At 66.6% G+C, this 25638-nt stretch carries 29 protein-coding genes, 1 tRNA gene and 2 pseudogenes; 18 read left to right on the top strand and 14 right to left on the bottom strand.

Going from position 1 to position 25638, the window contains the following annotated elements; all coding sequences use genetic code 11:
- Positions 1-319: 319 nt before the first annotated feature.
- From FXN61_RS19665 to FXN61_RS54405, 6 genes are all read right to left on the bottom strand, one after another.
- Positions 320-1216 (bottom strand): phosphotransferase, encoded by an 897-nt coding sequence (locus tag FXN61_RS19665; RefSeq protein ID WP_312877860.1) that lies wholly within the window; start codon positions 1214-1216, stop codon positions 320-322.
- 20 nt (positions 1217-1236) lie between these two features.
- Positions 1237-1404 (bottom strand): hypothetical protein, encoded by a 168-nt coding sequence (locus tag FXN61_RS19660; protein ID WP_167975508.1) that lies wholly within the window; start codon positions 1402-1404, stop codon positions 1237-1239.
- Positions 1405-1419: 15 nt separating this feature from the next.
- Positions 1420-2532, bottom strand: a complete 1113-nt coding sequence (locus tag FXN61_RS19655; RefSeq protein ID WP_167975507.1) for a radical SAM protein — start codon at positions 2530-2532, stop codon at positions 1420-1422.
- A 36-nt stretch (positions 2533-2568) separates the two neighbouring features.
- On the bottom strand, positions 2569-2772 hold the full coding sequence (locus tag FXN61_RS19650; RefSeq protein ID WP_167975506.1) for a hypothetical protein: 204 nt from the start codon (positions 2770-2772) through the stop codon (positions 2569-2571).
- A 3-nt stretch (positions 2773-2775) separates the two neighbouring features.
- Complete coding sequence (locus FXN61_RS19645) at positions 2776-3165, bottom strand: hypothetical protein (RefSeq protein ID WP_167975505.1); 390 nt, start codon at positions 3163-3165, stop codon at positions 2776-2778.
- A gap of 279 nt (positions 3166-3444) precedes the next feature.
- Positions 3445-3576: a hypothetical protein gene (locus tag FXN61_RS54405; protein WP_281360536.1), complete on the bottom strand. Its 132-nt coding sequence runs from the start codon at positions 3574-3576 to the stop codon at positions 3445-3447.
- A 312-nt stretch (positions 3577-3888) separates the two neighbouring features.
- Here FXN61_RS54405 and FXN61_RS52310 point away from each other — a divergent pair, with 312 nt between their 5' ends.
- The 4 genes from FXN61_RS52310 to FXN61_RS19625 are packed head-to-tail and all read left to right on the top strand — an operon-like array spanning position 3889 to position 5876.
- Positions 3889-4275: a hypothetical protein gene (locus FXN61_RS52310; RefSeq protein WP_246291770.1), complete on the top strand. Its 387-nt coding sequence runs from the start codon at positions 3889-3891 to the stop codon at positions 4273-4275.
- Positions 4275-4799, top strand: a complete 525-nt coding sequence (locus FXN61_RS19635) for a DUF6879 family protein (RefSeq protein WP_167975504.1) — start codon at positions 4275-4277, stop codon at positions 4797-4799. The genes FXN61_RS52310 and FXN61_RS19635 overlap by 1 nt, the downstream gene beginning before the upstream one ends.
- Before the next feature lie 16 nt (positions 4800-4815).
- Positions 4816-5691 (top strand): helix-turn-helix domain-containing protein, encoded by an 876-nt coding sequence (locus FXN61_RS19630; protein ID WP_167975503.1) that lies wholly within the window; start codon positions 4816-4818, stop codon positions 5689-5691.
- Positions 5692-5693: 2 nt separating this feature from the next.
- Positions 5694-5876, top strand: coding sequence for a DUF397 domain-containing protein (locus tag FXN61_RS19625; RefSeq protein ID WP_167975502.1), 183 nt, complete (start codon positions 5694-5696; stop codon positions 5874-5876).
- A gap of 145 nt (positions 5877-6021) precedes the next feature.
- Here the strand turns inward: FXN61_RS19625 and FXN61_RS19620 are convergent.
- Both FXN61_RS19620 and FXN61_RS19615 read right to left on the bottom strand, forming a co-directional pair.
- A tRNA-Ser gene (locus FXN61_RS19620) sits at positions 6022-6106 on the bottom strand.
- Between the two features lie 28 nt (positions 6107-6134).
- The gene (locus tag FXN61_RS19615; RefSeq protein WP_051782808.1) at positions 6135-6566 is read right to left on the bottom strand and encodes a MarR family winged helix-turn-helix transcriptional regulator; all 432 of its coding nucleotides are present in this window, start codon (positions 6564-6566) and stop codon (positions 6135-6137) included.
- 165 nt (positions 6567-6731) lie between these two features.
- On the opposite strand from FXN61_RS19615, the gene FXN61_RS19610 reads away from it, so the two are divergent.
- The 4 genes from FXN61_RS19610 (at position 6732) to ypfJ (ending at position 11401) form a co-directional block, all read left to right on the top strand.
- The gene (locus tag FXN61_RS19610) at positions 6732-8450 is read left to right on the top strand and encodes a bifunctional metallophosphatase/5'-nucleotidase (RefSeq protein WP_167975501.1); all 1719 of its coding nucleotides are present in this window, start codon (positions 6732-6734) and stop codon (positions 8448-8450) included.
- 91 nt (positions 8451-8541) lie between these two features.
- Entirely contained in the window at positions 8542-9114 is a 573-nt protein-coding gene (locus tag FXN61_RS19605; RefSeq protein WP_167975500.1) for a hypothetical protein, read from the top strand.
- Between the two features lie 63 nt (positions 9115-9177).
- Positions 9178-9909 carry a hypothetical protein gene (locus FXN61_RS19600; RefSeq protein WP_167975499.1) on the top strand — a complete coding sequence of 244 codons (732 nt, stop codon included), beginning with the start codon at positions 9178-9180 and terminating at the stop codon, positions 9907-9909.
- Positions 9910-10504: 595 nt separating this feature from the next.
- Entirely contained in the window at positions 10505-11401 is an 897-nt protein-coding gene (gene ypfJ / locus FXN61_RS19595) for a KPN_02809 family neutral zinc metallopeptidase (RefSeq protein WP_167975498.1), read from the top strand.
- Between the two features lie 10 nt (positions 11402-11411).
- Here the strand turns inward: ypfJ and FXN61_RS19590 are convergent, their stop codons facing one another.
- Positions 11412-12044 (bottom strand): GNAT family N-acetyltransferase, encoded by a 633-nt coding sequence (locus FXN61_RS19590; RefSeq protein WP_167975497.1) that lies wholly within the window; start codon positions 12042-12044, stop codon positions 11412-11414.
- A 44-nt stretch (positions 12045-12088) separates the two neighbouring features.
- Between FXN61_RS19590 and FXN61_RS19585 the strand changes: the two genes are divergently transcribed.
- The gene (locus FXN61_RS19585) at positions 12089-13054 is read left to right on the top strand and encodes an NAD(P)H-quinone oxidoreductase (RefSeq protein ID WP_167975496.1); all 966 of its coding nucleotides are present in this window, start codon (positions 12089-12091) and stop codon (positions 13052-13054) included.
- A gap of 36 nt (positions 13055-13090) precedes the next feature.
- Here the strand turns inward: FXN61_RS19585 and FXN61_RS19580 are convergent, their stop codons facing one another.
- Both FXN61_RS19580 and FXN61_RS19575 read right to left on the bottom strand, forming a co-directional pair.
- Entirely contained in the window at positions 13091-13681 is a 591-nt protein-coding gene (locus tag FXN61_RS19580; protein ID WP_246291768.1) for a class I SAM-dependent methyltransferase, read from the bottom strand.
- Between the two features lie 20 nt (positions 13682-13701).
- Entirely contained in the window at positions 13702-14901 is a 1200-nt protein-coding gene (locus FXN61_RS19575; RefSeq protein WP_167975495.1) for a cysteine desulfurase-like protein, read from the bottom strand.
- A gap of 136 nt (positions 14902-15037) precedes the next feature.
- On the opposite strand from FXN61_RS19575, the pseudogene FXN61_RS19570 reads away from it, so the two are divergent.
- The 8 genes and pseudogenes from FXN61_RS19570 to FXN61_RS19535 form a co-directional block, all read left to right on the top strand.
- Positions 15038-15466, top strand: a pseudogene (locus FXN61_RS19570) (bacterial proteasome activator family protein); the annotation flags it as partial.
- 114 nt (positions 15467-15580) lie between these two features.
- Entirely contained in the window at positions 15581-16498 is a 918-nt protein-coding gene (gene wzm / locus FXN61_RS19565; RefSeq protein ID WP_167975493.1) for a galactan export ABC transporter permease subunit Wzm/RfbD, read from the top strand.
- 21 nt (positions 16499-16519) lie between these two features.
- Positions 16520-17338 (top strand): galactan export ABC transporter ATP-binding subunit Wzt/RfbE, encoded by an 819-nt coding sequence (gene wzt, locus FXN61_RS19560; protein ID WP_167975492.1) that lies wholly within the window; start codon positions 16520-16522, stop codon positions 17336-17338.
- Between the two features lie 3 nt (positions 17339-17341).
- Positions 17342-18244, top strand: coding sequence for a galactofuranosyltransferase GlfT1 (gene glfT1, locus FXN61_RS19555; RefSeq protein ID WP_167975491.1), 903 nt, complete (start codon positions 17342-17344; stop codon positions 18242-18244).
- A gap of 74 nt (positions 18245-18318) precedes the next feature.
- Positions 18319-18513, top strand: coding sequence for a hypothetical protein (locus tag FXN61_RS19550; RefSeq protein WP_167975490.1), 195 nt, complete (start codon positions 18319-18321; stop codon positions 18511-18513).
- A 67-nt stretch (positions 18514-18580) separates the two neighbouring features.
- Positions 18581-19783: an ABC transporter substrate-binding protein gene (locus FXN61_RS19545; protein WP_188135256.1), complete on the top strand. Its 1203-nt coding sequence runs from the start codon at positions 18581-18583 to the stop codon at positions 19781-19783.
- Positions 19780-20658, top strand: a complete 879-nt coding sequence (locus tag FXN61_RS19540) for a carbohydrate ABC transporter permease (protein WP_167975488.1) — start codon at positions 19780-19782, stop codon at positions 20656-20658. The genes FXN61_RS19545 and FXN61_RS19540 overlap by 4 nt, the downstream gene beginning before the upstream one ends.
- On the top strand, positions 20655-21467 hold the full coding sequence (locus FXN61_RS19535) for a carbohydrate ABC transporter permease (RefSeq protein WP_246291766.1): 813 nt from the start codon (positions 20655-20657) through the stop codon (positions 21465-21467). Before FXN61_RS19540 ends, FXN61_RS19535 begins: the two co-directional genes overlap by 4 nt.
- 62 nt (positions 21468-21529) lie before the next feature.
- Here the strand turns inward: FXN61_RS19535 and FXN61_RS56405 are convergent.
- The 3 genes and pseudogenes from FXN61_RS56405 to glf all read right to left on the bottom strand — a co-directional run.
- Positions 21530-21796 (bottom strand): annotated as a pseudogene (locus FXN61_RS56405) (class I SAM-dependent methyltransferase); the annotation flags it as partial.
- A gap of 54 nt (positions 21797-21850) precedes the next feature.
- The gene (locus FXN61_RS19525) at positions 21851-23752 is read right to left on the bottom strand and encodes a glycosyltransferase (protein ID WP_167975487.1); all 1902 of its coding nucleotides are present in this window, start codon (positions 23750-23752) and stop codon (positions 21851-21853) included.
- A 178-nt stretch (positions 23753-23930) separates the two neighbouring features.
- Positions 23931-25115: a UDP-galactopyranose mutase gene (gene glf, locus FXN61_RS19520; RefSeq protein WP_167975486.1), complete on the bottom strand. Its 1185-nt coding sequence runs from the start codon at positions 25113-25115 to the stop codon at positions 23931-23933.
- A 208-nt stretch (positions 25116-25323) separates the two neighbouring features.
- Here glf and FXN61_RS19515 point away from each other — a divergent pair.
- A partial coding sequence (locus tag FXN61_RS19515; protein ID WP_312877859.1) for a DUF6541 family protein occupies positions 25324-25638 on the top strand: 315 nt, incomplete at its 3' end.

Raw genomic sequence — 25638 nt, 5'->3', positions numbered from 1 at the left:
GACAGTAAATCAGCAACGGTTCTGCTGCTGAACGTGCCGCAACGCGGAGGCTCAACGGCTTTCTCTGGGCAACTGAATGAGACTGGACACATAAGAGGCGGCTCACCGACTGGTGAGCCGCCCCTGTTTGTGCTGTCAAGTTGCGGAAGCGGAGGGATTTGAACCCCCGGACGGTTGCCCGTCTCCCGCTTTCAAGCTGAGCGCTGCTTAGCTCTGTGCATCGCCAAGTCTTAGCAGGACAAACGTACCTCAGCAGCGAGCGTGGTCGGCAAAGCGTGTGCACTTGAGTTGATCACGCTGGGTTCTTCTCGTTTGCGGGTCAGACCGAGGCGAGCTGTCCATCGGCCCACTGGCGAGCTGCGTCCGCCATCCGCTGCTTCCACGGCTGCGGGTCACTGGTCGCGATGTCCGTCCACATGTCGACGTTGGCGCGAGCGAATACGCCGAGCGCGGTTCGAGGCGCAGAAGCCCATGCGCGCGTGCGGCTCACGAGTTGCTCGGCCTGCGCGGCGGTGTGCCCGGCGGCGATCAGCCGCAGGGCGAGGCAACACGGATCGATCCACGCGGCGCCGCGAGTCGGCCATGCCCAGTCGATCATCCGGGGCGTGCCGGCCGGAGTGATGAGGATGTTGTCCGGGTTGTAGTCGGTGTGCAGCAATGTCTCGCCGCCGAGCAGCTCGGCCTCGGCGTCGTCGAGGTACCCGCGCCACCGTTTGCGTGCGTCCTTCAACGGCAGGTCCGGCACCGGAAGCGACGAGAGTGTGTCTACGGCGATCAAAACGGCAGGAAGGTCGGGCGAGCCTGGAGCGTAGTCAGGATGGCGCCCGGCGATGTACTCGAACGCGAGCACGTCCCAGCCGTCGGCGTCGTCGAGCCGCCACAGCAGAGCAGGGGCGAGAGGTTGCACGTGCGGGTTGATCGCCGCTTCGCGTTGTTGCGCAACGACACCAGCGTGATCGGTGCGGATGCCCTTGACGAACACCTGTCCGCCTGGGGTGTCGAGCACTGCGGCGAGCGCAGAATTCATCCCCTGCGACAGGGTGCGTGCCGCCATGATCTGCCCGACCTGTGCGCCGATCGCATTGCGCAAACCGGCGGGCAGGCTGCCCCACTCGATGCGTTCTTGCATGTTCCTCGACCATCGTCGTCCGCCCGTGAACGGGGCGAGGCTAGCTGACATGACAAAGGTGGCCGGACGCGACGCGCGTCCGGCCACCTGGTTTGGTGACAACCCGATCAGTACGGGTTGTCGTCCGATGCAGCGCAGTTGCACCGGTTGAAAGCGCCGAGCACCTCGACGTCGTCGACAAACTCGACGGCGTCGGCTGCAATCGGCTGCTCCGGCAGTTCAAGCGTCCCGCCGACCTCAACAGCAGCCGACGGCGGCAACAGATCGATCATCACCACTGACATGTGTAATCACCTCCCCCCGTGTTGGCAGTAGCGCTCAAGGGGTGCCTTCGCCGCCTGGTACAGCTTCGCCAGAGGGCGACAGGTCCAGCAGGTGCCCGACAGCGCGCACCCGGAACAGCCGCCGGTACGTCCCATGAGCGAGTCAGCAACTCCGGCGAGTTGCCGCAGGGCGTCGAGGCCGTGGTCGACGAGCGAGAACTGCGCGTCACGACCGACCTTGCAAATGCTCGCCTTGCCGTGCGGGTCAACGTGGAAGTGGGTGTGTCCTGCGCCGCACCCGGTGAACGGTCTGCGGGCGCGCAGAAACTCGGGTGACTGCGACGGCAGCGTTTCCGCGCCGCCATAGATCGTGGGCGAGATGTTCGAGTACACGTTGTAGCTGACGCCGAGATCCTCGGCGAACGCCTTCATCTCGGCGAGTTCGTGCTCGTTCCGCTCTGTGATGACGAGGTTGAAGTGCAACGGCAGCCCGTGCTCGTGTGCCGCCGTGATGCCCGTCGTGAACGCCTTATGTGACCCGCGCCGCGCTGTCACCGCGTCGTAGACCTCGGCACTGGCTCCGTAGACGCTGACCGTGATTCGGTACGGACGCCGTGCTGTCAGCAGGTCGAGAATCGGCCCAGCGTGCAAGCGCGACCCGTTCGTCGAGATGGTGACCATCATTCCCAGGTCCCATGCGACCGTGTAGACCTGCGGGAACAACTTGTCGATAGTTGGCTCACCGCCAGTGAGTTGCACCCACAGCACGCCGGCGTCGCGGATTGTGTGCAGCAACCGCTCGCGGTCACTCCATTCGAGCCCCTCGAACTCCTTCACCCCGAGGTAGCAATGCGGACAGTCGTAGTTGCATCCGAGGTTCAGCTCGTACGAAGCACGGCCGTACCCGTGCGGCGACGGCTCTCGGACCTTCACCGCATCGGCTAGCGACCTGCCCGTGATGTCGATGCCCCAACGCTGATGCGCTGCATCGACAAGCCACTGTGGACACGCGCTGTCCGTGCGTGCGGACGCTGCGAGCAACTCCTCGAACCTGGCAGAACCAATCTTCACCGCCCGCTGATCGTCCGGCTTCAACACCAGGTAGTCAGTCAGGAACGGACTTGCGATGAGCGCGTGCATCAGCCTCTCCCGTGGGTGGACATTCCGGAGTTCAGATCAACGGCCGCGCTCTTTGGCGAGGCAGGCAGGACATGCGTGCTCCGGATCGGTCGGCTTCGCCGGTGAGCTGATCGGCACGAACGGCTCTCGGTCGCACTTCGGCGTGACCACTCCATCGGCAATCGACTTTGCCCGGTGAGAGTCCCCTTCCTTGATCGACGCGTTGTGCCAGCGGTCGATGTCGCTAACCGGGGTAGCCATGTCCTACGCCGCAACGAGCTCGGGCGGTGTCCATACCGGCTGCTCTATCTGCTGAGATGGCTCGAACAACAACCCATGTCGTGGTGCGAACAACACGGGCGACTCGACAAGTTCTCGCACCTCGTCGTCGAGCTGGCTTTCCAACATGGCGACCGTAAGGGCGCCCTCGTCAGCGTCTGCGTGCTGACCGTGCATCGTGACGAAGAACCAGTGCAGGCAGATTCCCGCCAACAGCAGCATGAACAAGACGAACGAGCCGGTGAAGATCAGTGCGTTGACAGCCATCGTCGCAACTCCGTTCTGCGCAGGGTCGAGTTGGTGCATCGGGTGAACCGGCGGCGCCAAGGGCAGCCAGCACGGCTCAAGTTCTTGGGCGGGAAGCAGGCCCGTCATTAGCGATGGTGCGGCGCTCCAACTCGATGGCTAGCGAGGCGAACGTCGTCGGGCTAACCAGAGGGCTTCCAACGAGGCTGAACGGCGCGGACCAGTCCGGGCCAGGCGGCAGCCGAGATGCAACCGCCAGGCCTTCGCTGAAGACGACCGCAACGTCGAGGTACGGCCGCCCATTGGGCCACCGCCAGAACAGCAGCCCGTCATAGCGGCCGTGGTGGTCGAGCATGGGCAACACGTCGAAGCCAGCGCGCGTCATGCGTTGCACATCTGGGTGCATCGTCACAGCCGTCCTCGGCGCAGTGCCGCAGCACGCTTGTCACGCTTTGCCTGGTCAAGCGCAAACACCAAGCGCGCAACGAACATCAGGCTTGCCAGGACCGCGACAACGACCTCGCCAATCGTGACGCTCATGGGTCGTCACCTCCTGTTCTTGATCCGTGTTGCCGATGGCCGCGGTCAGATGCGCCGTCTTCGGGTTCGACCTCGACCGGTGGAGCACGGAACTGGCGCGTAAGTCGGGGAGTCCGCGCCAGTTCCGCCCACCCACCATCTCGAACCGATCCGAGCAACGCAAGCAATCTGAGCAATCTTGCGCACACTTACTCCGGTTGGCTGACTCAATGACTACAGAGAGCGAGAGTTGAACGCGCAGGTCACCCGGCGTGCCGTTGACTACCGGCACGATTGCGCAACACCATGCTGATACGTGCGCAATCTTGGGAGATGATCGTGCAACTGAAGTTCCTCGGCACCACGAGCAACAGCGGCTCGTGCCCGAACCTGTATGAGACCGATCGAGGTACCTACGTCGTGCAGGGCTACAAGGTGAGCGACCCCGGCGCCCTCGCCGCAGCCAGCAACCGGAACATGCTCGACACCGAGACGCTCGTCGAGATCCCGGTCGAGTTGCTCGACTTTGCTCCGACCACGATCAACAACGCCTCGTACCCGCACCTGTACGAAACCGGCCGAGGCACCTACGTCATGCAAGGCGACAAGGTCACCGACGCCGATGCCCTTGCGACTGCTCGCGAGCGGGGCCTGCCGGACACCGAGACGCTTGTCGAGATCACGGTCGGTTCACTGGACCTCGCGCCGATGGGAGTCTGATGGCAGACCTGATCGGCCCGGCAGCGTTCGGCGACCTCTTCCGCAGCTTTCAGCGCTCGGCCTGGCGATGGGAGGCCCAGGAAACGTATCGCCAAGCGGACGAGGTTGAGCCGTGGCAGAGGTGGCACGATGGCATACCAGTCCTTGAAGACCTCGACTGGTTGCGTCCTTGGCTTGACGACGTCCGGGCAGCCACCCAGGCCGGCAGGGTGTTTCAGCGCGTTCGAAAGCTCACTGATCCGTTGACCGAGTACCTGCGGTGGCAGATGGAAGTCACCCCGGCCAACGTCGAGGCAGGCGAGGACATCCGGCTCCTGCCGGATCACCTGGCACGAGAACTTGGGCTACCAGAGCACGACTTCTGGATCTTCGATGAGGTCCAGGTCGCCGTACTCCAGTTCGGTCTTGACGGCCTGACAGGAGCGGAGATCGTTACGGAACCCGCTACGGTGGCGCGGTACAACTCCTGGCGCAATATTGCTTGGACGACCGCGGTGCCTTTCGACGATTTCGCCAAGACCTAGCCACAACGAGGAGACCGTGAGCACGCCAGACGATCGCCGGATCGCGTTCGCCAATGAGCTGATCCGTGTCCGCAAGAAGGCCGGACTCAACGGCAAGCAGCTCGCCGAGCGGTGCGGATGGCATGCGTCGAAGGTCTCCAAGATCGAGAACACCCGGCAGGACCCGACTGACTCCGACGTCCTCGACTGGATGACCGCGGTCGAGGCGTCGGAGCCAGAGGTCGAGCGGATGCGCGAGTGGCTCCGCGAGATCGAGATCGACCGCGCTTCGTGGAAGCACCAACTCCACAAGGGCCACGCCGACAGACAGGCCTACAGCAAGCAGATCGAAAGCAGCGTCTCGACCATCCGCGTGTTCGAGCTGATCGTCGTGCCAGGGCTGGTGCAGATCGCCGAGTACGCCCGCCACATCTTCATCAGCGCTGCACAGTTCCAGCAGACGCCGATGGACACCGACGAGGCCGTGAGCATCCGTATCGAGCGGCAGCGGGCGCTCTACGACAGTGCAAAGAGCATTGAACTGCTCATGTGCGAGTCGGCGCTGATGTACTACGTGTGCCCACCCGAGGTGATGGTCGCGCAGATCGACCGGTTGCTCACGCTCCTCGGTCTTCGCGTGCGATTCGGCATCATTCCCTTGGGGACGAGACTTCCAACGGTGCCACCGAACGGCTTCTGGATCGTCGGTGATCGAGTACTGATCGAGACCGTCGACACCGAGATCAACACGGAGTCACCTGCCGACCTTGAGACCTACAACCGCCTGATGGACCAGCTGTGGACCGTCGCGGCAGAGGGAGACAAGGCACGCAAGATCCTCGTTCGGTGCGCGGAGGCGGCATCAGCAGCCGCCGCACACACGGACGACATTCCGCCGCAGGAGGGGAAGTAGCCGTGGAACAGCTGCAGTTCCGCAAGTCGAGTTACAGCGTCGGCAACCCAGAGCAGTGCGTCGAGGTCGCGCCCGCCCCGAAGGGTGTCCGCGTGCGCGACTCCAAGGGCTCGGCGCTCAACCTGCTTGAGTTCGGGTCAGATGCGTGGGCCGCATTTTTGAGGTCGTCGCGGTCATCCGCATAGGTCGCCCGATCTGTGCCCACGCGCTAGCGTGGGCAGCTCTTCGCTGGAAACGACGAAAGCGTGTGCACTGGACGCGCTGTGCGCGCCCAGCCGTGCACTGCACGAAGTGCTCTGCCCTGCGTTTTGGCAGGTTGGAGGCACTGAGCGGAAGCGGAGGGATTTGAACCCCCGGACGGTTGCCCGTCTCCCGCTTTCAAGGCGGGTGCATTCGGCCGCTCTGCCACGCTTCCCCGACGCCAACGGCGTCAGCCGAGAAGCCTAGCCGTTCGACTCCCGCAGGTGTGTCATGACCCGGTCGAACACCTTGGCCAGCACCTCGCCCTCCTCGGGAGTGATCAGGTCGACGATGTGCTCGCGGACGCCGCGCAGGTGTGTCGGGGCTGCCTCGACCAGTTGGGCCATGCCCTTCTGCGTCAGCTCGGCGAGGACGCCTCGGCCGTCTTCCGTGCACTCGCGGCGGAGCACCAGGCCCGCTTTTTCCATGCGGGCCACCTGGTGGGAAACGCGGGACTTCGAGGAGGCGACGTCCTCGGCCAGCTGGGTCATGCGCATGCTCTGGTTGGGCTGTTCGGAGAGGCGTACGAGGATCTCGTAGTCCGCCAGTGACACTCCGTGGGTGTCCTGCAGCTCTCGGTGCAAGCGGTCCATGAGCATGGAGGAACCGTTCACGTAGGTGCGCCACGCGCGCATCTCGCCCTCGTCGAGCCAGCGCGGCTCCTGCTCACTAGGTGTCACGGGAACTAAGGCTAGACCGACGATGACGATCGAGTCATTCCTCTGGAAAACGTCGCGTCCGGGAGGCAGACTCCTGCGCCGTACACGCGCGTTAACCACGCCCTTGAAAGGCTCTAACCCATGAGTTCGTTCAGACGGCTATCCGTTCTGGCGATCACCGCCGCCGCGGCCACTGTCATCAGCGCTACCGGTCCTGCCCAGGCCGATGTCCAGTCTCTGCGCGGTCGGGGCACCGTTGACGTGCGCCTGATCGGGATCAACGACCTGCACGGCAACATCGAGCCTCCGACCGGGTCGTCGGGGCGTGTGGTGCTGGCCGACGGCACGACCGTCGATGCTGGTGGTGCCGCCTACAACGCGACGCACATCAAGAACCTCCAGAACGAGGTCAAGAACTCCGTCATCGTCGGCCAGGGTGACCTGATCGGGGCGTCGCCGATCGTGTCGGCGTTGTTCCACGACGAGCCGACGATCGAGGTGCTCAACAAGGTCGGCATGGACGCGACCGCCGCGGGCAACCACGAGTTCGACGAGGGCTACAAGGAGCTTCTGCGCATGCAGCGCGGTGGCTGCCACCCGACGGACGGCTGTCAGTTCCGTGACACGTATCCCGGTGCGAGCTTCCCGATTCTCGGTGCGAACGTCACGAAGGCCAAGACCGGGCTGCCCGCGCTGCCGCCGTTCTGGGTGGAGATCCGCGACGGGATGCCGATCGGGTTCATCGGCATGCCGCTCAAGGACGTGCCGATCCTGGTCGACCCGAACGGCATCAAGGAGCTCCAGTTCGGTGACGAGGTGAAGGCGGCCAACAAGTACGCCAACTTCCTCGACGCCATCGGCGTGAAGTCGATTGTCCTGCTCGTGCACCAGGGCGACCAGGTGACCTCGCCCGGTGGCGGGCCCAACGCGTGCAACGTGGCGCCGCAGAACCCCGGCAGCTACATCGCGACGAACGTCAGCGCGAAGATCGACGCGGTCTTCTCCGGGCACAGCCACCAGCACTACAACTGCGTGGTCAAGGACCCGGCCGGCAACCCGCGGCCGTTCATCGAGGGTCTGGCGTTCGGGCGTGAGCTCAGCGTCGTCGACCTCAAGATCGACCGGCGGACGCGCGACGTCATCCGCGGCGAGACCAAGGCCGACAACAAGATCGTCACCCGCACGGTCACGCCGGACCCGACCGTCCAGGCCATCGTCGACCTGGCCAAGCAGAAGTCGGGCCCGATCGCGAACAAGCCGGTCGGCACGATCGGCGAGCCCATCCTGAGGGCGCAGGACCCCAAGACCGGCGAGTCCGCACTGGGCAATCTGATCGCCGACGGGCAACTGGAGGCCACCAAGGGCAACGGCGCGGTGCTCGCGCTGATGAACCCTGGCGGCGTGCGCGCCGACCTGACCTTTGCGAGCTCGCCCGCGAACGAGGGCGACGGTGTGGTCACCTACGGCGAGGCGTTCACTGTGCAGCCGTTCGGCAACATCCTGCAGACGATCACGTTGACCGGCACGCAGGTCAAGAACGTGCTGGAGCAGCAGTTCACCGCCACCAGGACGTTCGTGCTGCAGCCGTCGGCGGGCCTGAAGTACAGCTGGTCGGCGTCCGCGCCGTTCGGTTCGAAGGTCTCCGGCGTCACGCTCAACGGCGCCCCGCTCGACCCGGCCGCGAGCTACCGCGTGACGATCAACAGCTTCCTGCAGGGCGGTGGTGACGGCTTCAGCGAGTTCACCAAGGGCACGAACATCACCGGCGGCGGCATCGACCTGGACGCGTTCTCCGCGTACCTGGTGGCGCACCCCGGTACGAAGGCCCCGGCGCTCGACCGCATCACGGCACTGCCGTAAGACACACGAAAAAGGCCATCTCGGCGACAAAGTCGTCGGGATGGCCTTTTTCGTGTGTCAGGTTGCTCCATTTGATCTAGAGTGAGGGCCGATGTCCTGGTTGCGTCGGCTCGTGCTGCTCGCCGGTCTGGTGACCGGTGCCTGGCTGCTGGGCAGCGCAGGCGAGGCGAACGCCGACGTCAAGGTCGAGATCGACCAGCTCAAGGTCGAGGTGCGGCTCCCCGTCGTCGACGTCGGGTTGAAGGTCGAGACAGGTCTCGCGCCGCAGCAGCCTGAAGCACCCGTGCCGTCGGTGCCGAATCCACGCACCGAGGCTCCCGCACCGTCCGTGGCTCCGCAGACGCCGGCTCAGCCGGTCGTCGAAGCGCCGGCACCCGTCCAGACCAAGCTGCCGCAGCACGCGTCGCCGCCGTTGACGACGCGGCCCACGAGCCCCGTTCCCGTCCCGCAGCAGCCACAACCGCAACCGCAGGCCGAGCAGCCGATCGCCGGCACGCTCCCGCAGAGCGGCGCAGGCGCGACAGGGGGCGGAAACCAGATCCCGGCGGGCACGCTGCCGCACACGATGCGGCCGCCCACCACCACGACGTCTCTCGTCAGCACAGAACAGCTGGACACGCCCCGTACGATGCGCGCAGAAGAACCAACGTTTTCCCCCGATTGATCCAATGCCGTGCTTTCACAGCCGTGCACAGGGATCCGTCATTCCACTCCAGGGAGAACAGTCATGCGCAAGAACCTCAACCGGACGATGTCCGCCGCCCTGCTTGCCGGCGGCATCATGGTCGCGACCGCCGGGTTCGCCCAGGCCATTCCGGTGCCGATCAACGTCGACGACGAGCTCCGCGTCGGCAACCTGGTGAGCGTCCCGGTCAAGATCTGCGGCAACGCGATCAACGTCCTCGGCGAGAGCGACGCGACCTGCGACAGCGCCCCGAAGCCCGCCGCTCAGCGCACGATGGCCGACCAGGCTCTCGTCTCCGCGCCCGTCACGGTGTGCGGCAACTCGGTCGGCGTCGTCGGCAGCGGTGACGGCAGCTGCGGCAAGACCAAGCCGGAAGAGCCCAACGGCACCGTCGAGGCCCCGGTGACGGTCTGCGGCACCAGCGCGGCCGTGCTCGGCACCGCGAGCGGTGACTGCGGCAAGACCGACGTGCCCGAGGAGCCGCAGCCGGAGGACCCGAAGCCCGAGGACCCCAAGCCGGAGCAGCCGGGCGAGAACCCCGGCAACGGCAACCCCGGCGGCGGCAACAACGGTGACAACTCGGGTGGCGGCAACACCGGCGACGACTCCGGCGCCGGCGCCCCGCAGATCGGCAACAAGGCCTCGCAGGCCTCCCCGATCCCGAACCTGTCGAAGACCGGCTCCGACCCGCTGGAGTTCCTGCTCGTGGGCCTCGGCCTGATGAGCGCGGGCGTGATGGCCCGCCGCGGCGCGCGTCGCGTCACCAAAGCCTGATCTTCAGCGCCTGATCTTCATGGCCTGATCATTTCCTGATCATTTCCGACAATCGCCCGGCGAGGACGTCCTCGCCGGGCGATTGCTGTCTGCACAGTCGATCTCCGCAGGTCACCCGTCCGACTTCACCAATTCAGGTTTCGGGTGAGGTGTTGAGATATGCGGCGATCAAGCGCATGCTCGATAACGAGCTGGCAACCGGAAGGTGAATGAACGAGACCACCGGGGGCCACGCCCAGAAGGGGTAGGTGGTGCTGTGCAGGTATCTCCTCGCTGTGGCGAAACGCGGTCTGTTGCATCCCCGCGAGTGGATCGGACGTGACCGGTCCGGTCGCGATTGTGTAGCGACGGACACGAGGTTTCGGGTGCCCAGGCGCCATCGGCGTCGCTCGGTGCACTTCGACGCTGTTGAGCTCGGCTTCGGTGTCGTCTCATGGCGTCACCGGCTGAGCGCCACGCCAACCTCCGTGGGCCGTAGTCGTCACAACCAAATGGGAAAGCCTTGGTGCGGTGCCCCGACGTCGGGCTCCGCACCGAGGCGTGTTTGGTGCTTTATCGTTTGCGGCACCCATTGGGTCCTTGGCAGGAGGATGCGGTGCAGTTCAACGAAGGCGCGGAACTCGACCTTTCTCAGGTTTCGGACCAACGCGGCGTTGGGGGTCGCGTCGCCGGCGTCGGCGGTGGCCTCGGCGTGGTCGGCCTCATCATCTACTTCCTGTTCCAGCAGTTCACCGGCATCCAGCTGCCCGCGGGCGGGCTCGAAGGGCTGGGCCAGAACACCCAGGTCGAGTCCGGCCAGCTGGCCGAGAAGTGCAAGACCGGCGCCGACGCGAACCGCGACAGCGACTGCAGGGTCGTGGCCACGATCAACTCGATCCAGGCGTTCTGGCAGGACCAGTTCGCCCGCTCCGGCAACACCTACCAGGTCACCAAGACCAACTTCTTCCGCAACAGCGTGAACACCCGCTGCGGCAACGCCACCTCCGCGGTCGGCCCGTTCTACTGCCCCGCCGACTCCCAGGTGTACATCGACCTGGACTTCTTCAACGAGCTGCGCACCAAGTTCGGTGCGACCGGCGGCCCGTTCGTCGAGGCCTACGTGCTGGCCCACGAGTACGGCCACCACGTCCAGAACCTGCTCGGCACCTCCGACCGGGTCACCTCGCGCACCGGTCCCACCTCCGACTCGGTCCGCCTGGAGCTGCAGGCCGACTGCTACGCGGGTGCGTGGGCCAACGCCGCGACGAAGACCCCATCCGCCAACGGCCAGCCCCTCATCACGAACATCACCCAAGAGGACGTGACCGCCGCACTGGACGCGGCGGCGCGCATCGGTGACGACTTCATCCAGCGCGAGCTCGGTGGCGGACGGGTCGACACGACCAAGTTCAGCCACGGCAGCTCTGCGCAGCGGCAGAAGTGGTTCACGACGGGGCTGCAGACCGGGGATCCGGCGCGCTGCAACACGTTCGACACGAACAACCTGGGCTGAGCACAGGAGTTCAGCTGGTGATCAGCTGAACGCACTCGGCAAGACCCTCCACCGAAACGTTCCACTCCGGACGCACGAAGTTCGCCGCGTCCAGCCGCAAACGCACGTGCTCAAGACGTTCGCCGCGCGGTGCGAGACCGACCGTGCCGTCGTGCACGTAGCCGAGCTTCGCGCTGACGCGGTTGGACGCGTGGTTGCCCACCCACGCGCCAGAACGAGCGATGCGCGCGCCCAGGTGGTCGAACGCGAACTGCAGCACGGCGATCCGCATCTCGGTGCCGAAGCCGTTGCCCTGGTACTTCAGACCGAGCCACGAGCCGGTGCCGACCTCGCGCAGGACGCCGAAGTCACGCGCGCCGATCTCCTGCACACCGATGACCTTGCCCTCGTGCCGGGCGATGAAGCTGATGTTCCAGTCCTTCGCCTCGAACTGAGCACGCCGGCCCCAGTAGAACTTGACCATGCTGAAGCCGTTGTCGTTCGCCAGGTCGTCGGTCCACGGCGTGCCCAGCGGCATCACGGCCGGATCGTGAACGCCTGCCCGTGCAACGTCGACGAGCTCGTACAGCCCTTCGTCGTCGTCCGGGCGCAGTTCGAGGCGCGGTGTGCGCAGAACCAGGTGCCGCAGAGGCCAGGCGTCCATCTTCCGATGGTGCCGCCCCCGTCCAACGGATTACGGTCGACTGTATGCGTGCCATCACTGTTCGCGAACCCGGCGGCCCTGACGTGCTCGAGTGGACAGAGGTCCCCGATCCCGTGCCCGGTCCCGGTGAGGTGCTGATCGACGTCGCGGCTTCCGCGGTCAACCGCGCGGACCTCCTGCAACGGCAGGGTCTCTACCCGCCGCCGCCCGGTGCGTCGGACGTCATCGGGCTGGAGTGCTCCGGCACGGTCGCCGCGCTCGGTGAGGGCGTGACCGGATGGAACGTCGGCGACGAGGTGTGTGCGCTGCTCGCCGGAGGTGGCTACGCGGAGAAGGTCGTCGTGCCCGCACCGCAGATCCTTCCGGTGCCGAAAGGCGTCGACGTCGTCACGGCGGCCGCACTGCCCGAGGTCGCGTGCACGGTGTGGTCGAACGTCGTGATGGACGGCCGGTTGAAGCTCGGGGAGACGTTCCTCGTGCACGGTGGTGCCGGAGGCATCGGCACGCACGCGATCCAGGTCGCCAAGGCGCTCGGCGCGACCGTTGCCGTCACCGCGGGCTCGGACGAACGGCTCCGGAAGTGCGTCGAACTGGGCGCGGACATCACGGTCAACTACAAGACCCAGGACTTCGTGGCCGAGGTCAAGCAGGCCGACGTCGTGCTCGACAACATGGGCGCCTCCTACCTGGGACGCAACATCGACGTCCTCGCGCAGGACGGCCGGCTGATGATCATCGGCATGCAGGGTGGTGTGAAGGGCGAGCTGCCGATCGGCAAGCTCCTCACCAAACGAGCCTCGGTGATGGCCACCGGTCTGCGCGGCCGGAGCATCGAGAGCAAGGGCGCGATCGTGGCGCAGGTCCGCGAGCACCTGTGGCCGCTGGTCGAGAGCGGCGCGGTCAAGCCGATCGTCGGCGAGGTCGTGCCCATGTCGAACGCGGCGCAGGCGCACCGGCTGCTCGACGAGGGCGACGTCTTCGGGAAGGTGCTGCTCAAGCGAGAGCGGTAGCGGCCGCCAGCGAGGTCCGGGGAGCCGTGCGGAACTTCAGCCCGAACTCCTCGGACCACCGCACCAGCACGGCCTGCTCGTCCGGGCGATCGACGTCGTCCGCCAGCACGGTCGCCCTGGCGCCAGCACGGCGCGCAGCACGGGCAACGCGGGATATCGCGAGTCGCCGAACCCAGGGCCGTCAACGAGCAGCAGGTCCACCAGACCGAACCGGTCGACGTACCCGAGCACCTCGTCGTGCACCTGCTGCGGCGCGTACCACTGGCCGTGTCGTGACAACGCCGCCGGATGCCGCGACAACGGCGCGTGCACGACGCGAGCGACCGAGCCCAGACCTTCGCGTCGCAGCTGTGAGGCGACAAAAGCGGCCGTGCGTTCGTCGTGCTCGATCGACAACAGGTGCCCGAAGCCGCGTTGGGAGAGCAATCGGGCCAGCAGGACCGAGGAAGAGCCGCAGCCCAGTTCCACCAGCACGGTCCTGGCGCCGAGCACGATCTCGTCCATCACCGCGACCAGAGCCGCCGGGCGCAGGTCGCCGGAGGTCCACGGCAGGTACTCCGTGTTCAACGATCCGAGGCGCTGCAGTGCCGAGAGATCGGCGAGCTCGCGAGCGAGCGAGTCGTCCAAAAAATGATCTCCCAAGTCACTCAGCCCAGTTCGGCCACCGCCCGTACCAGGTCGTCCACTTCGACGGCGTTCGTGTAGTGCGCGAGCCCGACGCGGATGGCGCCGCCGACCTCGCCGACGCCGAGCACCGAGAACACGCCGTACTGACCGGGGTCGGCGAACGCGCAGACGCCTCGTTGTGCGAGGTGTTCGACGCTGTCCTCCGCCTTGACCCCGGCGATCGTGAACGCCAGGGCGGGTACCCGCCGCATGGCGTCGCCGATCACCATCACGTGTCGCAGCGAACGCAGTTCGTTGATGAGATTAGCGAGCAGCCCAGCCTGGTACGCCTTCACGGATCCCAAAGATGTGACCAGTCGCTCACGGCGCGTGCCCGAAGCCGCGTCGTCGAGCTCCGCGAGGTACTCCACGGACGCGACGAGACCGGCGAGCATCGGGTAGGCGTGCGGGCCGAGCTCCAGCCGTTCCGGGCCGCGGGCCGTGGGGTCGACGGAGCACGACGGCAGCCGTTCCAGCACTGCCGGGTCGCGGAACACCAGCGCGCCGACCGGCGGGCCGCCCCACTGGCCGGCGGAAAGAGCGACGACGTCGGCACCCATGCCAACGATGTCCAAAGGCACGAACGGTGCGGCCGACGACGCGTCCACGACCATCAGCGAACCGTGCGCACGCGCCACCGACGAGATCTTGCCGAGGTCAGGACGGGTGCCGACCACGCCGGACGCCGCGGTGATGGCGATGAGCTTGGTGCGGTCGGTGACCAGCTCGTCGTACTGCCAGCTCGGCAGCTCGCAGGTCTCGATGTCGATCTCTGCCCATTTGACCGCGCTGCCGGTGCGCTGGGTGGCGCGCAGCCACGGCGCGATGTTCGCCGGGTGGTCCAGCCGCGACACGAGCACCTCGTCGCCCATGAACCAGTCGTCGGTCATCGCGTCCGCGAGGCGTTGCAGCAGCACCGCGGAGGACGGACCGAGCACGACACCGGCCGGGTCACCTCCCACGAGGTCCGCGACGGCCCTGCGGGCAGCGTCCACGATGGCCTCGGCCCGTTGCGAGGCGGGGAAGATGCCACCGGGTCCTGAGACCGGGGCGCGCAGCGCGGTGGAGACGGCGGTGGCGACCTGTTCTGGCACCTGCATGCCGGCCGGTGCGTCGAGGTGGACCCAGCCGTCGCCGAGCGCGGGGAAGAGCCCTCGTACCCGTGCGACGTCGAACGCCATGCCACACACCGTACGTATGAAGGCAAACACAGTGTCGGCCAGCCCCCACCCGGCTAACCGTCAACGAACGAAAGAGGCCAGGATGGAGACCATGAACCAGGAGCAGCCCGTCGTAATCGTCGACGGCCAGGACGGTGACATCACCGACATGGTCGAGCAGCCGGCGAAGGTCATGCGGATCGGCACGATGATCAAGCAGCTGCTCGAGGAGGTGCGGGCGGCACCTCTGGACGAGGCGAGCCGCAACCGCCTCAAGGAGATCCACAAGAGGTCCATCGAGGAGCTCGAGGACGGTCTGGCGCCGGAGCTGCGCGAGGAGCTGGAGCGCCTCTCGCTGCCGTTCACCGAGGACGGCACCCCTTCCGACGCCGAACTGCGGATCGCGCAGGCCCAGCTGGTGGGCTGGTTGGAGGGCCTGTTCCACGGCATCCAGACGGCGCTGTTCGCCCAGCAGATGGCGGCACGGGCGCAGCTGGAGCAGATGCGCGGGCGTGCACTCCCCGCCGGGAGCAGTGAGAGTCACGAGAGCGGCGTCACGGGCAAAGGCACCGGTCAGTACCTCTAGCCCGGTGCGGAGCTGGTCGTAGCTGTGAAAGTGATCAAGATCCCGGGCGTGGTGACCAGTCCGTGACGTACCGGCGTCCAGGTCCTTCAACCGGCGCCGGTACGCTCAGTCCTCGTGCAAGCCACCAGTACGCTCGACCACCCCGAGGCGCCTCCTGCCACCAGGTCGCGCAGCTTCAAACGCGCGTTCGCGGATGTGCGGGAAGCGTGGGACCACCGTGAACTCTGGGGTCACCTCGGCTGGCAGGACATCAAGCAGCGCTACCGGCGCTCGGTCATCGGTCCGTTGTGGATCACGATCTCGATGGGCACCACAGCCCTCGCGCTGGGCCTGCTGTACTCGGTGCTGTTCAAAACGGACGTCGCCACGTTCCTGCCGTACGTGACGGTCGGCTTCATCGTCTGGAACTTCATCGTCGGCTGCGTCACCGAGGGCACCGACGTGTTCATCGCGAACGAGGGGCTCATCAAGCACCTCCCCGCGCCGATCACGGTCCACGTGATGCGCATGGTGTGGCGCCAGGTGCTGTTCTTCGCGCACAACCTCGTGGTCTACGTGGTGGTGCTCGCCATCTTCTTCACGTCGCTCAACCACGACTACCAGATCAGCGAGAACGGCCCGGTCCATCCCGGCCTGAGCTGGACCATCGTGCTCGCGATCCCCGGCTTCATGCTGCTCGCGGTGAACGCGGTGTGGGTCTCCCTGCTGTTCGGCGTCATCAGCACCCGCTTCCGCGACATCCCGCCGGTGGTGAACAGCTTCATCAACCTGGTGTTCTTCATGACGCCGATCGTCTGGGACGCGGGTGTGCTGCAGAGGGTCACCGGTGGCGACGACGACGGCGGCTGGCGCATGCTCATCGCCGAGCTCAACCCCGTGTACCACTTCGTCGAGGTCGTCCGGGCTCCGCTGCTCGGCCACGCCGTCGACTGGCACCACTGGGCGATCGTCGGCGCCTTCACCGTCGGCGGCTGGTTCGCCGCGCTGGTGATCCTGCGCAACTACCGCGCCCGCGTTTCGTACTGGGTCTGAGAAGGAAGTCGACTCACAACCATGGTCAGCATCGACGTCTGGAACGCATCGGTCGACTTCCCGATCTTCGACGCGAAGTCGAGATCGTTGAAAAAGCTCGCGCTCGGCAAGGTCGGCGGCAAGATCGGCTCTGAGGGCCGGGTGCCGATCATCGAGGCGCTGCACGACATCACGTTGTCCCTGAAGGACGGCGACCGGGTCGGCCTGGTCGGCCACAACGGCGCAGGCAAGTCCACGCTGCTGCGCCTGCTGGCCGGCATCTACGAACCGACGCGCGGAAACTCGCGCATCATCGGCAAGGTGGCGCCGGTCTTCGACCTCGGCGTCGGCATGGACCCGGAGATCTCCGGCTACGAGAACATCATGATCCGCGGCCTTTTCCTCGGGATGACCCGCAAGGAGATGGAGAAGCGGGTCGACGACATCGCGGAGTTCACCGAGCTCGGCGACTACCTGCAGATGCCTCTGCGCACGTACTCGACGGGCATGCGCGTGCGGCTCGCGCTCGGCGTGGTCACCTCCATCAACCCGGAGATCCTGCTGCTCGACGAGGGCATCGGCGCGGTCGACGCGGCGTTCATGGCCAAGGCCCGCGACCGCCTCAAGGACCTCGTGAAGCGGTCCGGTCTGCTGGTGTTCGCGAACCACTCCGACGAGTTCCTCATCGAGTTCTGCGACACCGCGATCTGGATGGACGAAGGCCACGTGAAGATGCACGGTGGTCTGCGTGAGGTGCTCACCGCGTACAAGGGCCACGACCCGTTCGAGCGGATCAGCCCCGAACTGCTGGCAAGGCTCGGCCACTCCTCTCCCGTCCTCAGTGGAAATGGCGGCGAATAGACCGTGAACCTCGAGGCACTGCCCAAGGGCTCCGTCGTCGCGGTGGTGGTCACCCGCCACCGCCGGGAGCTGCTGGCCGAGTCGCTGAAGGCGCTGGCCACCCAGACGCGCGTCCCGGACCACCTCGTCGTCGTCGACAACGGCCCTGACCAGCCGGTCGGCGACCTCGTCGAGCAGTGCCCGCTTCCCACGACCTACCTGCCGTCGCACCGCAACCTCGGTGGCGCCGGCGGCTTCGCGCTGGGCATCCTGCACGCGCTCTCGCTGGGCGCGGACTGGGTGTGGCTCGCCGACGACGACGGCCGCCCTGGCGACGAGAACGTCCTGGCCGTGCTGATGGAGGAGGCAGAGCGCCGCAAGCTCGCCGAGATCTCCCCCGTCGTCACGAACATCGACAGCCCGGACAAGCTCGCGTTCCCGCTGCGCCGCGGCCTGACGTGGAAGCGCTCGGCCGCCGAGCTCGGCACCGACTTCCTGCCGGGGATCGCCTCGCTGTTCAACGGAGCGCTGTTCCGCGCTTCGACGCTCGACGTCGTCGGCGTGCCGGACTACCGGCTGTTCTTCCGCGGCGACGAGGTGGAGATCCACCGCCGGCTGGTCCGCTCCGGCCTGCCGTTCGGCACGTCGCTGCGGGTCGCGTACGTGCACCCGGACGGTTCCGACGAGTTCAAGCCGATGCTGGGCGGCAAGTTCCACGCCCAGGACCCGGAGAACCCGATCAAGCGCTACTACACGTACCGCAACCGCGGGTACCTGCTCTCGCAGCCGGGCATGCGCAAGCTGGGCGCGCTCGAGGTGTTCCGGTTCGGCCTGTACTTCCTCGCCGTGAAGCGGGACCCGAAGGCGTTCGTCGAGTGGCTGAAGCTCGTGCGCCTGGGCCAGCGGGAGCGCTTCTTCCGCAAGTGAGTGATCTGCTGAGGGCGGAATCGCTGCCAGCGAAACCGCCCTTCAGCCGTGCCGGAACGCGGTTTGCTGATCGCATGAGCAAACTCGTGCTGTTCCTCGCCGCAAACCCGAACCCGATCACCCTCTCGGTCACCAAAGAGACGCGGGACGACCTCGCGCCGCGGCTGACCCAGATCGTCCGAAACGGTCACACGCAACCGATCTCGGGCCCGGACGGTCGTGAGTACGTCGTGAACTTCTCCAACGTCGTGGTCGCGCACTTCGAGTAACCGCTCGCGCACCCGAGGTGATCGGAGTAAGACGGGATGGGTGATCTCCCGACGCAGACTTCTCTCCTTGGCCGGCGCGAGCGCGCTGCTCGCGGCGTGCGGTTCGAACACCGGCAGGGGCGGCAACGGCCAGGCCCTCAAACAGTGGTACCACGCGTACGGCGAGCCCGGCGTCCAGCAAGCCGTCGAGCGGTACGCCAAGTCGTACACGAAGACCCAGGTCGACGTGCAGTGGAACCCCGGCGACTACGACTCCAAGCTCGCGACGAGCCTGCTGTCCGACGGCGGACCGGACGTCTTCGAGTCCACCCCGCAGATCAGCTCGGTCCGAGCGGGTCAGCTCGTGCCGCTCGACGACGTCTTCGGCGACGCCAAGAGCGATTTCTCCGAGTCGATTCTCGCGACGCACACCGTTGACGGGAAGATCTACGGGGTCCCGCAGGCGGTGGACATGCAGATGTTGTTCTACCGCAAGAGCTTCTTCGATCAGGCCGGAGTTCGACCACCGTCCACTGTGGACGAGCTGATCGACGCGTCGCGGCGGCTCACCAAGGGCGGTGTCAAGGGGCTCTTCGCCGGCAACGACGGTGGTGGCGGCGTGCTGGGCGGGCCCGCGCTGTGGTCCGCCGGCCTCGACTACGTGCGCGACCACCAGGTCGGGTTCGACGATCCCGTTGCGGCGCAGGCGATCGGCAAGCTGCGCGAGCTGTACACCAGCGACAGCCTGCTGCTGGGCGCGGTGAAGGACTGGGCGGAGCCGGACGCGTTCACGCAGGGGCTGGTCGCCATGCAGTGGACGGGGTTGTGGACCGTGCCCGCGATCCAGAAGGCGCTGGGCGACGACTTCGGGGTGTTGCCGTTCCCGAAGCTCACGGGCAACGGCAAACCGAGCGTGCCGGTCGGCGCGTTCGGCGCCATGGTGAACGCCAAGTCGAAGCGGATCAACGAGGCCAAGGAGTTCGTGCGCTGGCTGTGGATCGAGCGGACCGACCACCAGGAGGACTTCAACCTCAGCTACGGCTTCCACATCCCGCCGCGCAAGAGCATCGCCGGGAAGGCGTCGAAGCTGACCTCGGGTGCGGCGGCCGACGCGGTGAAGTTCGTGCAGGACAACGCGAAGGCCTCCAACCCGCCGGACTGGACGTCGGTGATGCGGACCGCGTTCAACGACGCCGTGTCGCGCGTCGTCCGTGACGGCGCTCCCGCCGACGCGGAGATCAAAGGTGCGGCGCAGAAAGCGCGGGACGAGCTGAAGCGTCTGTACGGATGAGGCACGGGCGCGCGTTCTGGCTGTTCGTCGGGCCGTTCGCGATCGGGTTGCTCGTGTTCGTGTACGTGCCGATCGCGTGGAGCCTGCTGCTGTCGTTCTTCGACGCCCGCAACACGGTGACGCCGACGGAGTTCGTCGGACTGCGCAACTACGTGGACATGCTGACGGACGCGCCGTTTCTGCGGAGCCTCGGCACGTTCAGCGTGTTCGCGGCGTTCATCGTGCCGCTGACGTTCGTGCTGGCGCTGGCGCTGGCGTTGCTGGTCAACCAGATCAGCTTCATGAAGGCGTTTTTCCGATCGGTGTTCTTCCTGCCGACGGCCTGCTCCTACGTGGTGGCGTCACTGGTGTGGAAGCTCTCGATCTTCAACGGCGTGCGCTTCGGGCTCGCGAACACGGTGCTGGGGTGGTTCGGTGCCGAGCCGATCGCGTGGACGGTGTCGACGTCGCCGCCGTGGTACTGGCTGGTGCTCGTGACGCTGCGGCTGTGGCTGCAGCTCGGGTTCTACATGATCCTGTTCATCGCCGGGCTGCAGCGGATTCCGCAGCACCTCTACGAGGCCGCGTGGATCGACGGCGCTTCTCGTGGCTGGCAGACGTTGCGGTACATCACGTTGCCGCAGCTGCGAACGACTTCGGTGGCCGTGTTGCTGTTGCTGCTCATCGCGGCGTACCAGGCGTTCGACGAGTTCTACAACGTGCTGGGGACCGACCGCGGTTACCCGCCGTTCGCGCGACCGCCGTTGATCTACCTCTACTACACGGCCCTGGGTTCGGGCGGGCAGGACTTCGGGCACGGCAGCGCGGGCGCGGTGATCCTGACCTTGCTGATAGCCGGCGTGACGTTGTTGCAGGGCAGGGTGATCACGCGATGAGAGTCGCTCGCTACCTGGCACTGTCGATGGCGGCGGTGCTGTTCCTGATCCCGTTCTACCTGGTGCTGCGCAACGGTTTGGCGACCGAGCAGGAGATCACCGCACCAACGTGGACGTTCTGGCCTTCCGAGATCCGCTGGGAGAACTTCGCGGAGCTGTTCAGCAACCCCGCCGTGCCGATGGTCCGCAGCATGGTCAACTCGCTCGTCGTCGCCGTGCTGCAGACGTTCGGGCAGCTGCTGCTGTGCGGGCTGGCGGGGTACGGGCTCGCGCGGATCCCGTACCGGTACGCGAACGTGGTGCTGTACCTGGTCATCGCCACGCTGATGATCCCGGCGGCGGTCACGTTCGTGCCGACGTTCGTGGTCGTCTCGACGCTGGGCTGGGTGTCCGACCTGCGCGGGCTGGTGATCCCCGGACTCTTCAGCGGGTTCACGACGTTCCTGTTCCGGCAGTACTTCCTGAACTTCCCGCGGGAGCTGGAGGAGGCGGCGCGGATCGACGGACTCGGGCACTGGGGCACGTACTGGCGGGTGGTGGTGCCGAACTCGAAGGGGTTCTTCGCCGCGCTCGGCGTCATCGCGTTCGTGACCAGCTGGAACCAGTTCCTCTGGCCGCTGGTGATCGCGCAGGACCAGGACTCGTGGACGGTGCAGGTGGCGCTGTCGACGTTCCTCACCTCGCAGTCGATCGACGTGGTGCAGCTGTTCCTCGCGGCTGCGGTCTCCATCACGCCGCTCGTGGTGGTTTTCGTTGCGCTGCAACGGTTTCTCGTGCGCGGCGTGACGGAGACGGGAATCAAGGACTGATCAGCGCGCCTTGGTGAGCAACAGGAGGATGCTCGGCCCGAACCTGAGCCTGGCCAACGCGGGTTGAGCCTGCGGAGGCGGTTGCGGGCGTGCCCGAGGTTGGCGACCTCGACGACGGCGAGGCCGGCCGGGTCCAGGATCCTGGCGATCTCGGCCAGTTCCGCGGTCGGGTCCGGGAGGTGGTGCATGACGCGCACCATCGTGACCAGGTCGATCGAGGCCGTCGCGAACGGCAGGTGCGCGGCCTGCGCCTGGATCCGCTCGATGCCCTCACCGAGGTACCGCGCCGCGACGGCGAGCTGCCGGCTGCTCGGCTCGGCCAGCGTCACGTGGTCCGCGCAAAAAGGCCCCCGGAAACCGGGGGCCCTTTCGTCACACCGAGATCAGTTGTTCTCGAACACCTTGCGCCACGACTCGACCGAGGTCAGCTCGGGCAGCGCGTCGCGGTACACCTTCTGCATCCGCGGCCACTCCGACGACAGGCGACGGTAGTTGCGGACCGCCCGCTTCATGAGCTGGCGGAACTCCTTCGGGTCGCGCTTGCGGAACGCGACACCGCTGCCGTCCGCATTGGACACCGTGGCGCTGTCGAGGTTGCCCAGCAGGAACCAGCGCGCGTTCGTCGCCGGCACGTTGATCTGCGGGCGCTCGGCCGTGGCCGCCTGCGGCTCGCGCAGGTTGTGCATGAGCGCCTTCGCCGCCTCGGACGCGATCGTGACCGGGTTCGTCGGCGGGGTCAGCATCTGCTCCGCGCGCACCATGTCGAAGGTCGGCGGCGGGAACTCACGCGCCGACGGGAGCACCTGCGCGTCCGCGTACTTCTTGCGCAGCTCGCGGATCTCCGGCAGCGCGGTGCGCAGCGAGTCGAACAGCTTCGACGGGCCTGCCAGGAAGTCCTCGATCGCCTTCTGCTGCACGACGACCGTGGAGTACTCCATGGACAGCAGGTGCCGCAGCGACAGCTTCAGACCCTGCTTGAGCAGCGTCGAGCGGACGTCGTACGGGCTGTGCAACGCGGCGAGGACCAGGCGGTTGCGGGTGTGGAAGTACGCCTGCCAGTCCGTGGCGTCGTTCTTGTCCGTCCACGGCATGTGCCACACGGCCGAGCCGGGCAGCGACACCGTGGGGTAGCCGCGCTCGAGCGCGCGCAGCGAGTACTCCGCGTCGTCCCACTTGATGAACAGCGGCAGCGGGTAGCCGGTGCGCTGCACGACCTCGCGCGGGAACAGGCACATCCACCAGCCGTTGTAGGTGGAGTCGATGCGGGCGTGCAGCTCTTCGGTCTCGCGCAGCGACTCGGTGCCGAAGTCGTGGTCGGTCAGCGCGCCCGGCGCGGCACGCCAGTAGCAGGTGCCCAGGTCGACGACCTCGCCCATGCTGTGCAGGCGGGAGCGGGCCTGGAGGTTCAGCATGTGCGAACCGACGATGACCGGCTGCGCGGCGGCGCGGGCGAACGCGTTCGAACGCAGGACGGCGTCCGGCTCGAGGCGGATGTCGTCGTCCATCAGCATGATCTGGTCGGCGTCGGTGTGCTCGATCGCCTCGTAGAGACCGCGGGTGAAGCCACCGGAGCCACCGAGGTTGTCCTGCTCGATGACCTCCAGCTTGTCGCCGAGGGCCTTGACGGCCTCGGCGTAGCCGGGGGTGTTGCGGACCTTGACGGCGCCCTGGTCGGCGACGAAGACCTTCTTCAGCACGGACAGGACGGCAGGGTCCTCACCGAGGGCGCGCAGCGCGATGACCGCGTCCACCGGGCGCATCGTCGTCATGCCGATGGCGACCGTCTGCGCGGGCAGCTCCTGCTCGGTGGTCCACGCGGCCTCGTCGATCTGCATCGTGGTGTCGTCGGTGAAGACGTCGAACCAGATCCAGCCGCCGTCCTCGAACGGCGTGAGCGACACCTTCAGCGCGACGTCGTGCCACGCCTTCGCGCTGCGGATGACCTGACCGTCGAGGTGGATGATGTCGCCGTTCGGCTTCGAGCGGTACACGTCGATGCGACCGGCGCCGCGCACGCGCATGCGCAGCACGACGTCCTCGATGACCGTCCAGCGCTTCCAGTAGCTCGCCGGGAACGCGTTGAAGTACGAGGCGAACGACACCTTCGCCGAGGTCGGAACCGTGACCGCGCGGCGACCCGACACGTGACTGTGCACGTTGGTCGGCTCGTCGAGGTAGAGCGGACGCACGTCCAACGGGTCCTCGTCCCGCGGCATGATCACCCGCTGCAGGACCTGGGTCGGGTTGATCTTGGTGGCGCTTGCGGCGTTGGCCTGCTCGGTCACGTGCTTCCTCCGGCGAACCGAACGGCTTCGGTTCGGGTCAGCTTCATGGATTGGCTACCAGATGCCACAGGGTGGACGTCGTGGCTCGGCGCATCTCGCGCCATAGTACCCATTGTCAAATGACGATCGCCCGACCGCACTGGTTGCACGGCCGGGCGATGTTTCACAGGTCAGCCTGTCAGTCGAGGTCGCCGGTGATCGGCGTGCCCTCGGTCAGGTGCGGGGCGATCTTGTTGTCGAAGGCGCTGAGCGCGGCCCCGATCGCCATGTGCATGTCGAGGTACTTGTACGTGCCCAGACGGCCGCCGAACAGGACGTTCTTCTCGGCAGCCTCCTTCTTGGCGAGCTCGCGGTACCGCTCCAGCTTGGCGCGGTCCTCGGCGGTGTTGATCGGGTAGTACGGCTCGTCGTCCTTCTCAGCCGCACGCGAGAACTCGCGGACGATGACCGTCTTGTCCGCCGGGTACTCGCGCTCCGGGTGGAAGTGCCGGAACTCGTGGATGCGGGTGAAAGGCACGTCCGCGTCGTTGTAGTTCATGACCGGGGTGCCCTGGAAGTCACCGGTCGGCAGCACTTCCTGCTCGAAGTCGAGCGTGCGCCAGCCCAGCCAGCCCTCGGAGTAGTCGAAGTAGCGGTCGACCGGACCCGTGTAGACGATCGGCGTACCGGCCGGGATCTCGTCCTTCACGTCGAAGAAGTCCGTGTCGAGGCGGACCTCGATGTTCTCGTGCGCCGCCATCTTCTCGAGCCACGCGGTGTAGCCGTCGACCGGCAGGCCCTCGTAGGTGTCGTTGAAGTAGCGGTTGTCGAAGGTGTAGCGGACCGGGAGGCGGCTGATGACCGCGGCCGGCAGCTCCTTCGGGTCGGTCTGCCACTGCTTCGCGGTGTAGTCGCGGATGAACGCCTCGTAGAGGGGGCGGCCGACCAGCGAGATCGCCTTCTCCTCGAGGTTCTTCGCGTCCTTGGTGTCGATCTCGGACGCGTGCTCGGCGACCCACGCGCGAGCCTCGTCCGGCGACAGGTAGCGGCCGACGAACTGCGTGATGAGGCCCAGGCCCATGGGGAACTGGTACGCGGTGCCGTCGTGCATCGCGAACACGCGGTGCTGGTAGCCGGTGAACTCGGTGAACTGGTTGCAGTAGTCCCAGACCCTCTTGTTCGAGGTGTGGAAGAGGTGCGCACCGTAGCGGTGCACCTCGATTCCTGTCTCGGGCTCAGCCTCCGAGTAGGCGTTACCGCCGATGTGGGCACGACGCTCCAGCACCAGCACCCGCTTGTTCAGCTGGGTGGCGGCGCGTTCGGCGACCGTGAGACCGAAGAATCCGGATCCGACGACAATCAGGTCATAGCCAGCGAAGCTCACGATCGTGGAGGGTACCTGTGCCGCGCGGCACGGCCCCACTGCCCCCTGTCCGAACCGCACGGCCCTTGATCAGGTAAAACGCGTGCGACGATCGAGTTAAAGGCGTGCGACAGGCCGTCGGCAGGTCATTGGGCTGGTCGGGATAGCCTTGCCGGGTTACGCGGGACGACCCCGCACCTCCACTTGCTGAGCAACCTTGGGTGGTCCTGTGCCGACCGAAGCGAGCCTTCTGTTGACCATGGCGACGATCGGGACGTATCTCGCCGTCCTGTGGCTACCGGGCGGGCTCGCCGCCGCAGCCGCGGGTGTGCGCGGTTGGGCGCTCGCCGCCAGCGCGCCGGTGTTCACGTACCTGATCGCGGGCCTCGCGGGCCCGTGGCTGTGGAAGATCGGGATCCCGTTCAACATCTGGACGTTCCTGCTTCAGCACGGTGCTGGTGGTCGTCGCCTTCGGCGCCGCGCGCTGGTTCGTGGTGCGCAGGCGCGGCCCGATCGAGCGAGAGCCCTCGCCGTGGACGCGGGG

The organism is Lentzea indica (genome assembly GCF_012184385.1).
GTDB classification, from domain to species: domain Bacteria; phylum Actinomycetota; class Actinomycetes; order Mycobacteriales; family Pseudonocardiaceae; genus Lentzea; species Lentzea indica.
Note: the sequence above shows the minus strand (reverse complement) of the source record. Positions and strands in the feature narration are given on the sequence as shown.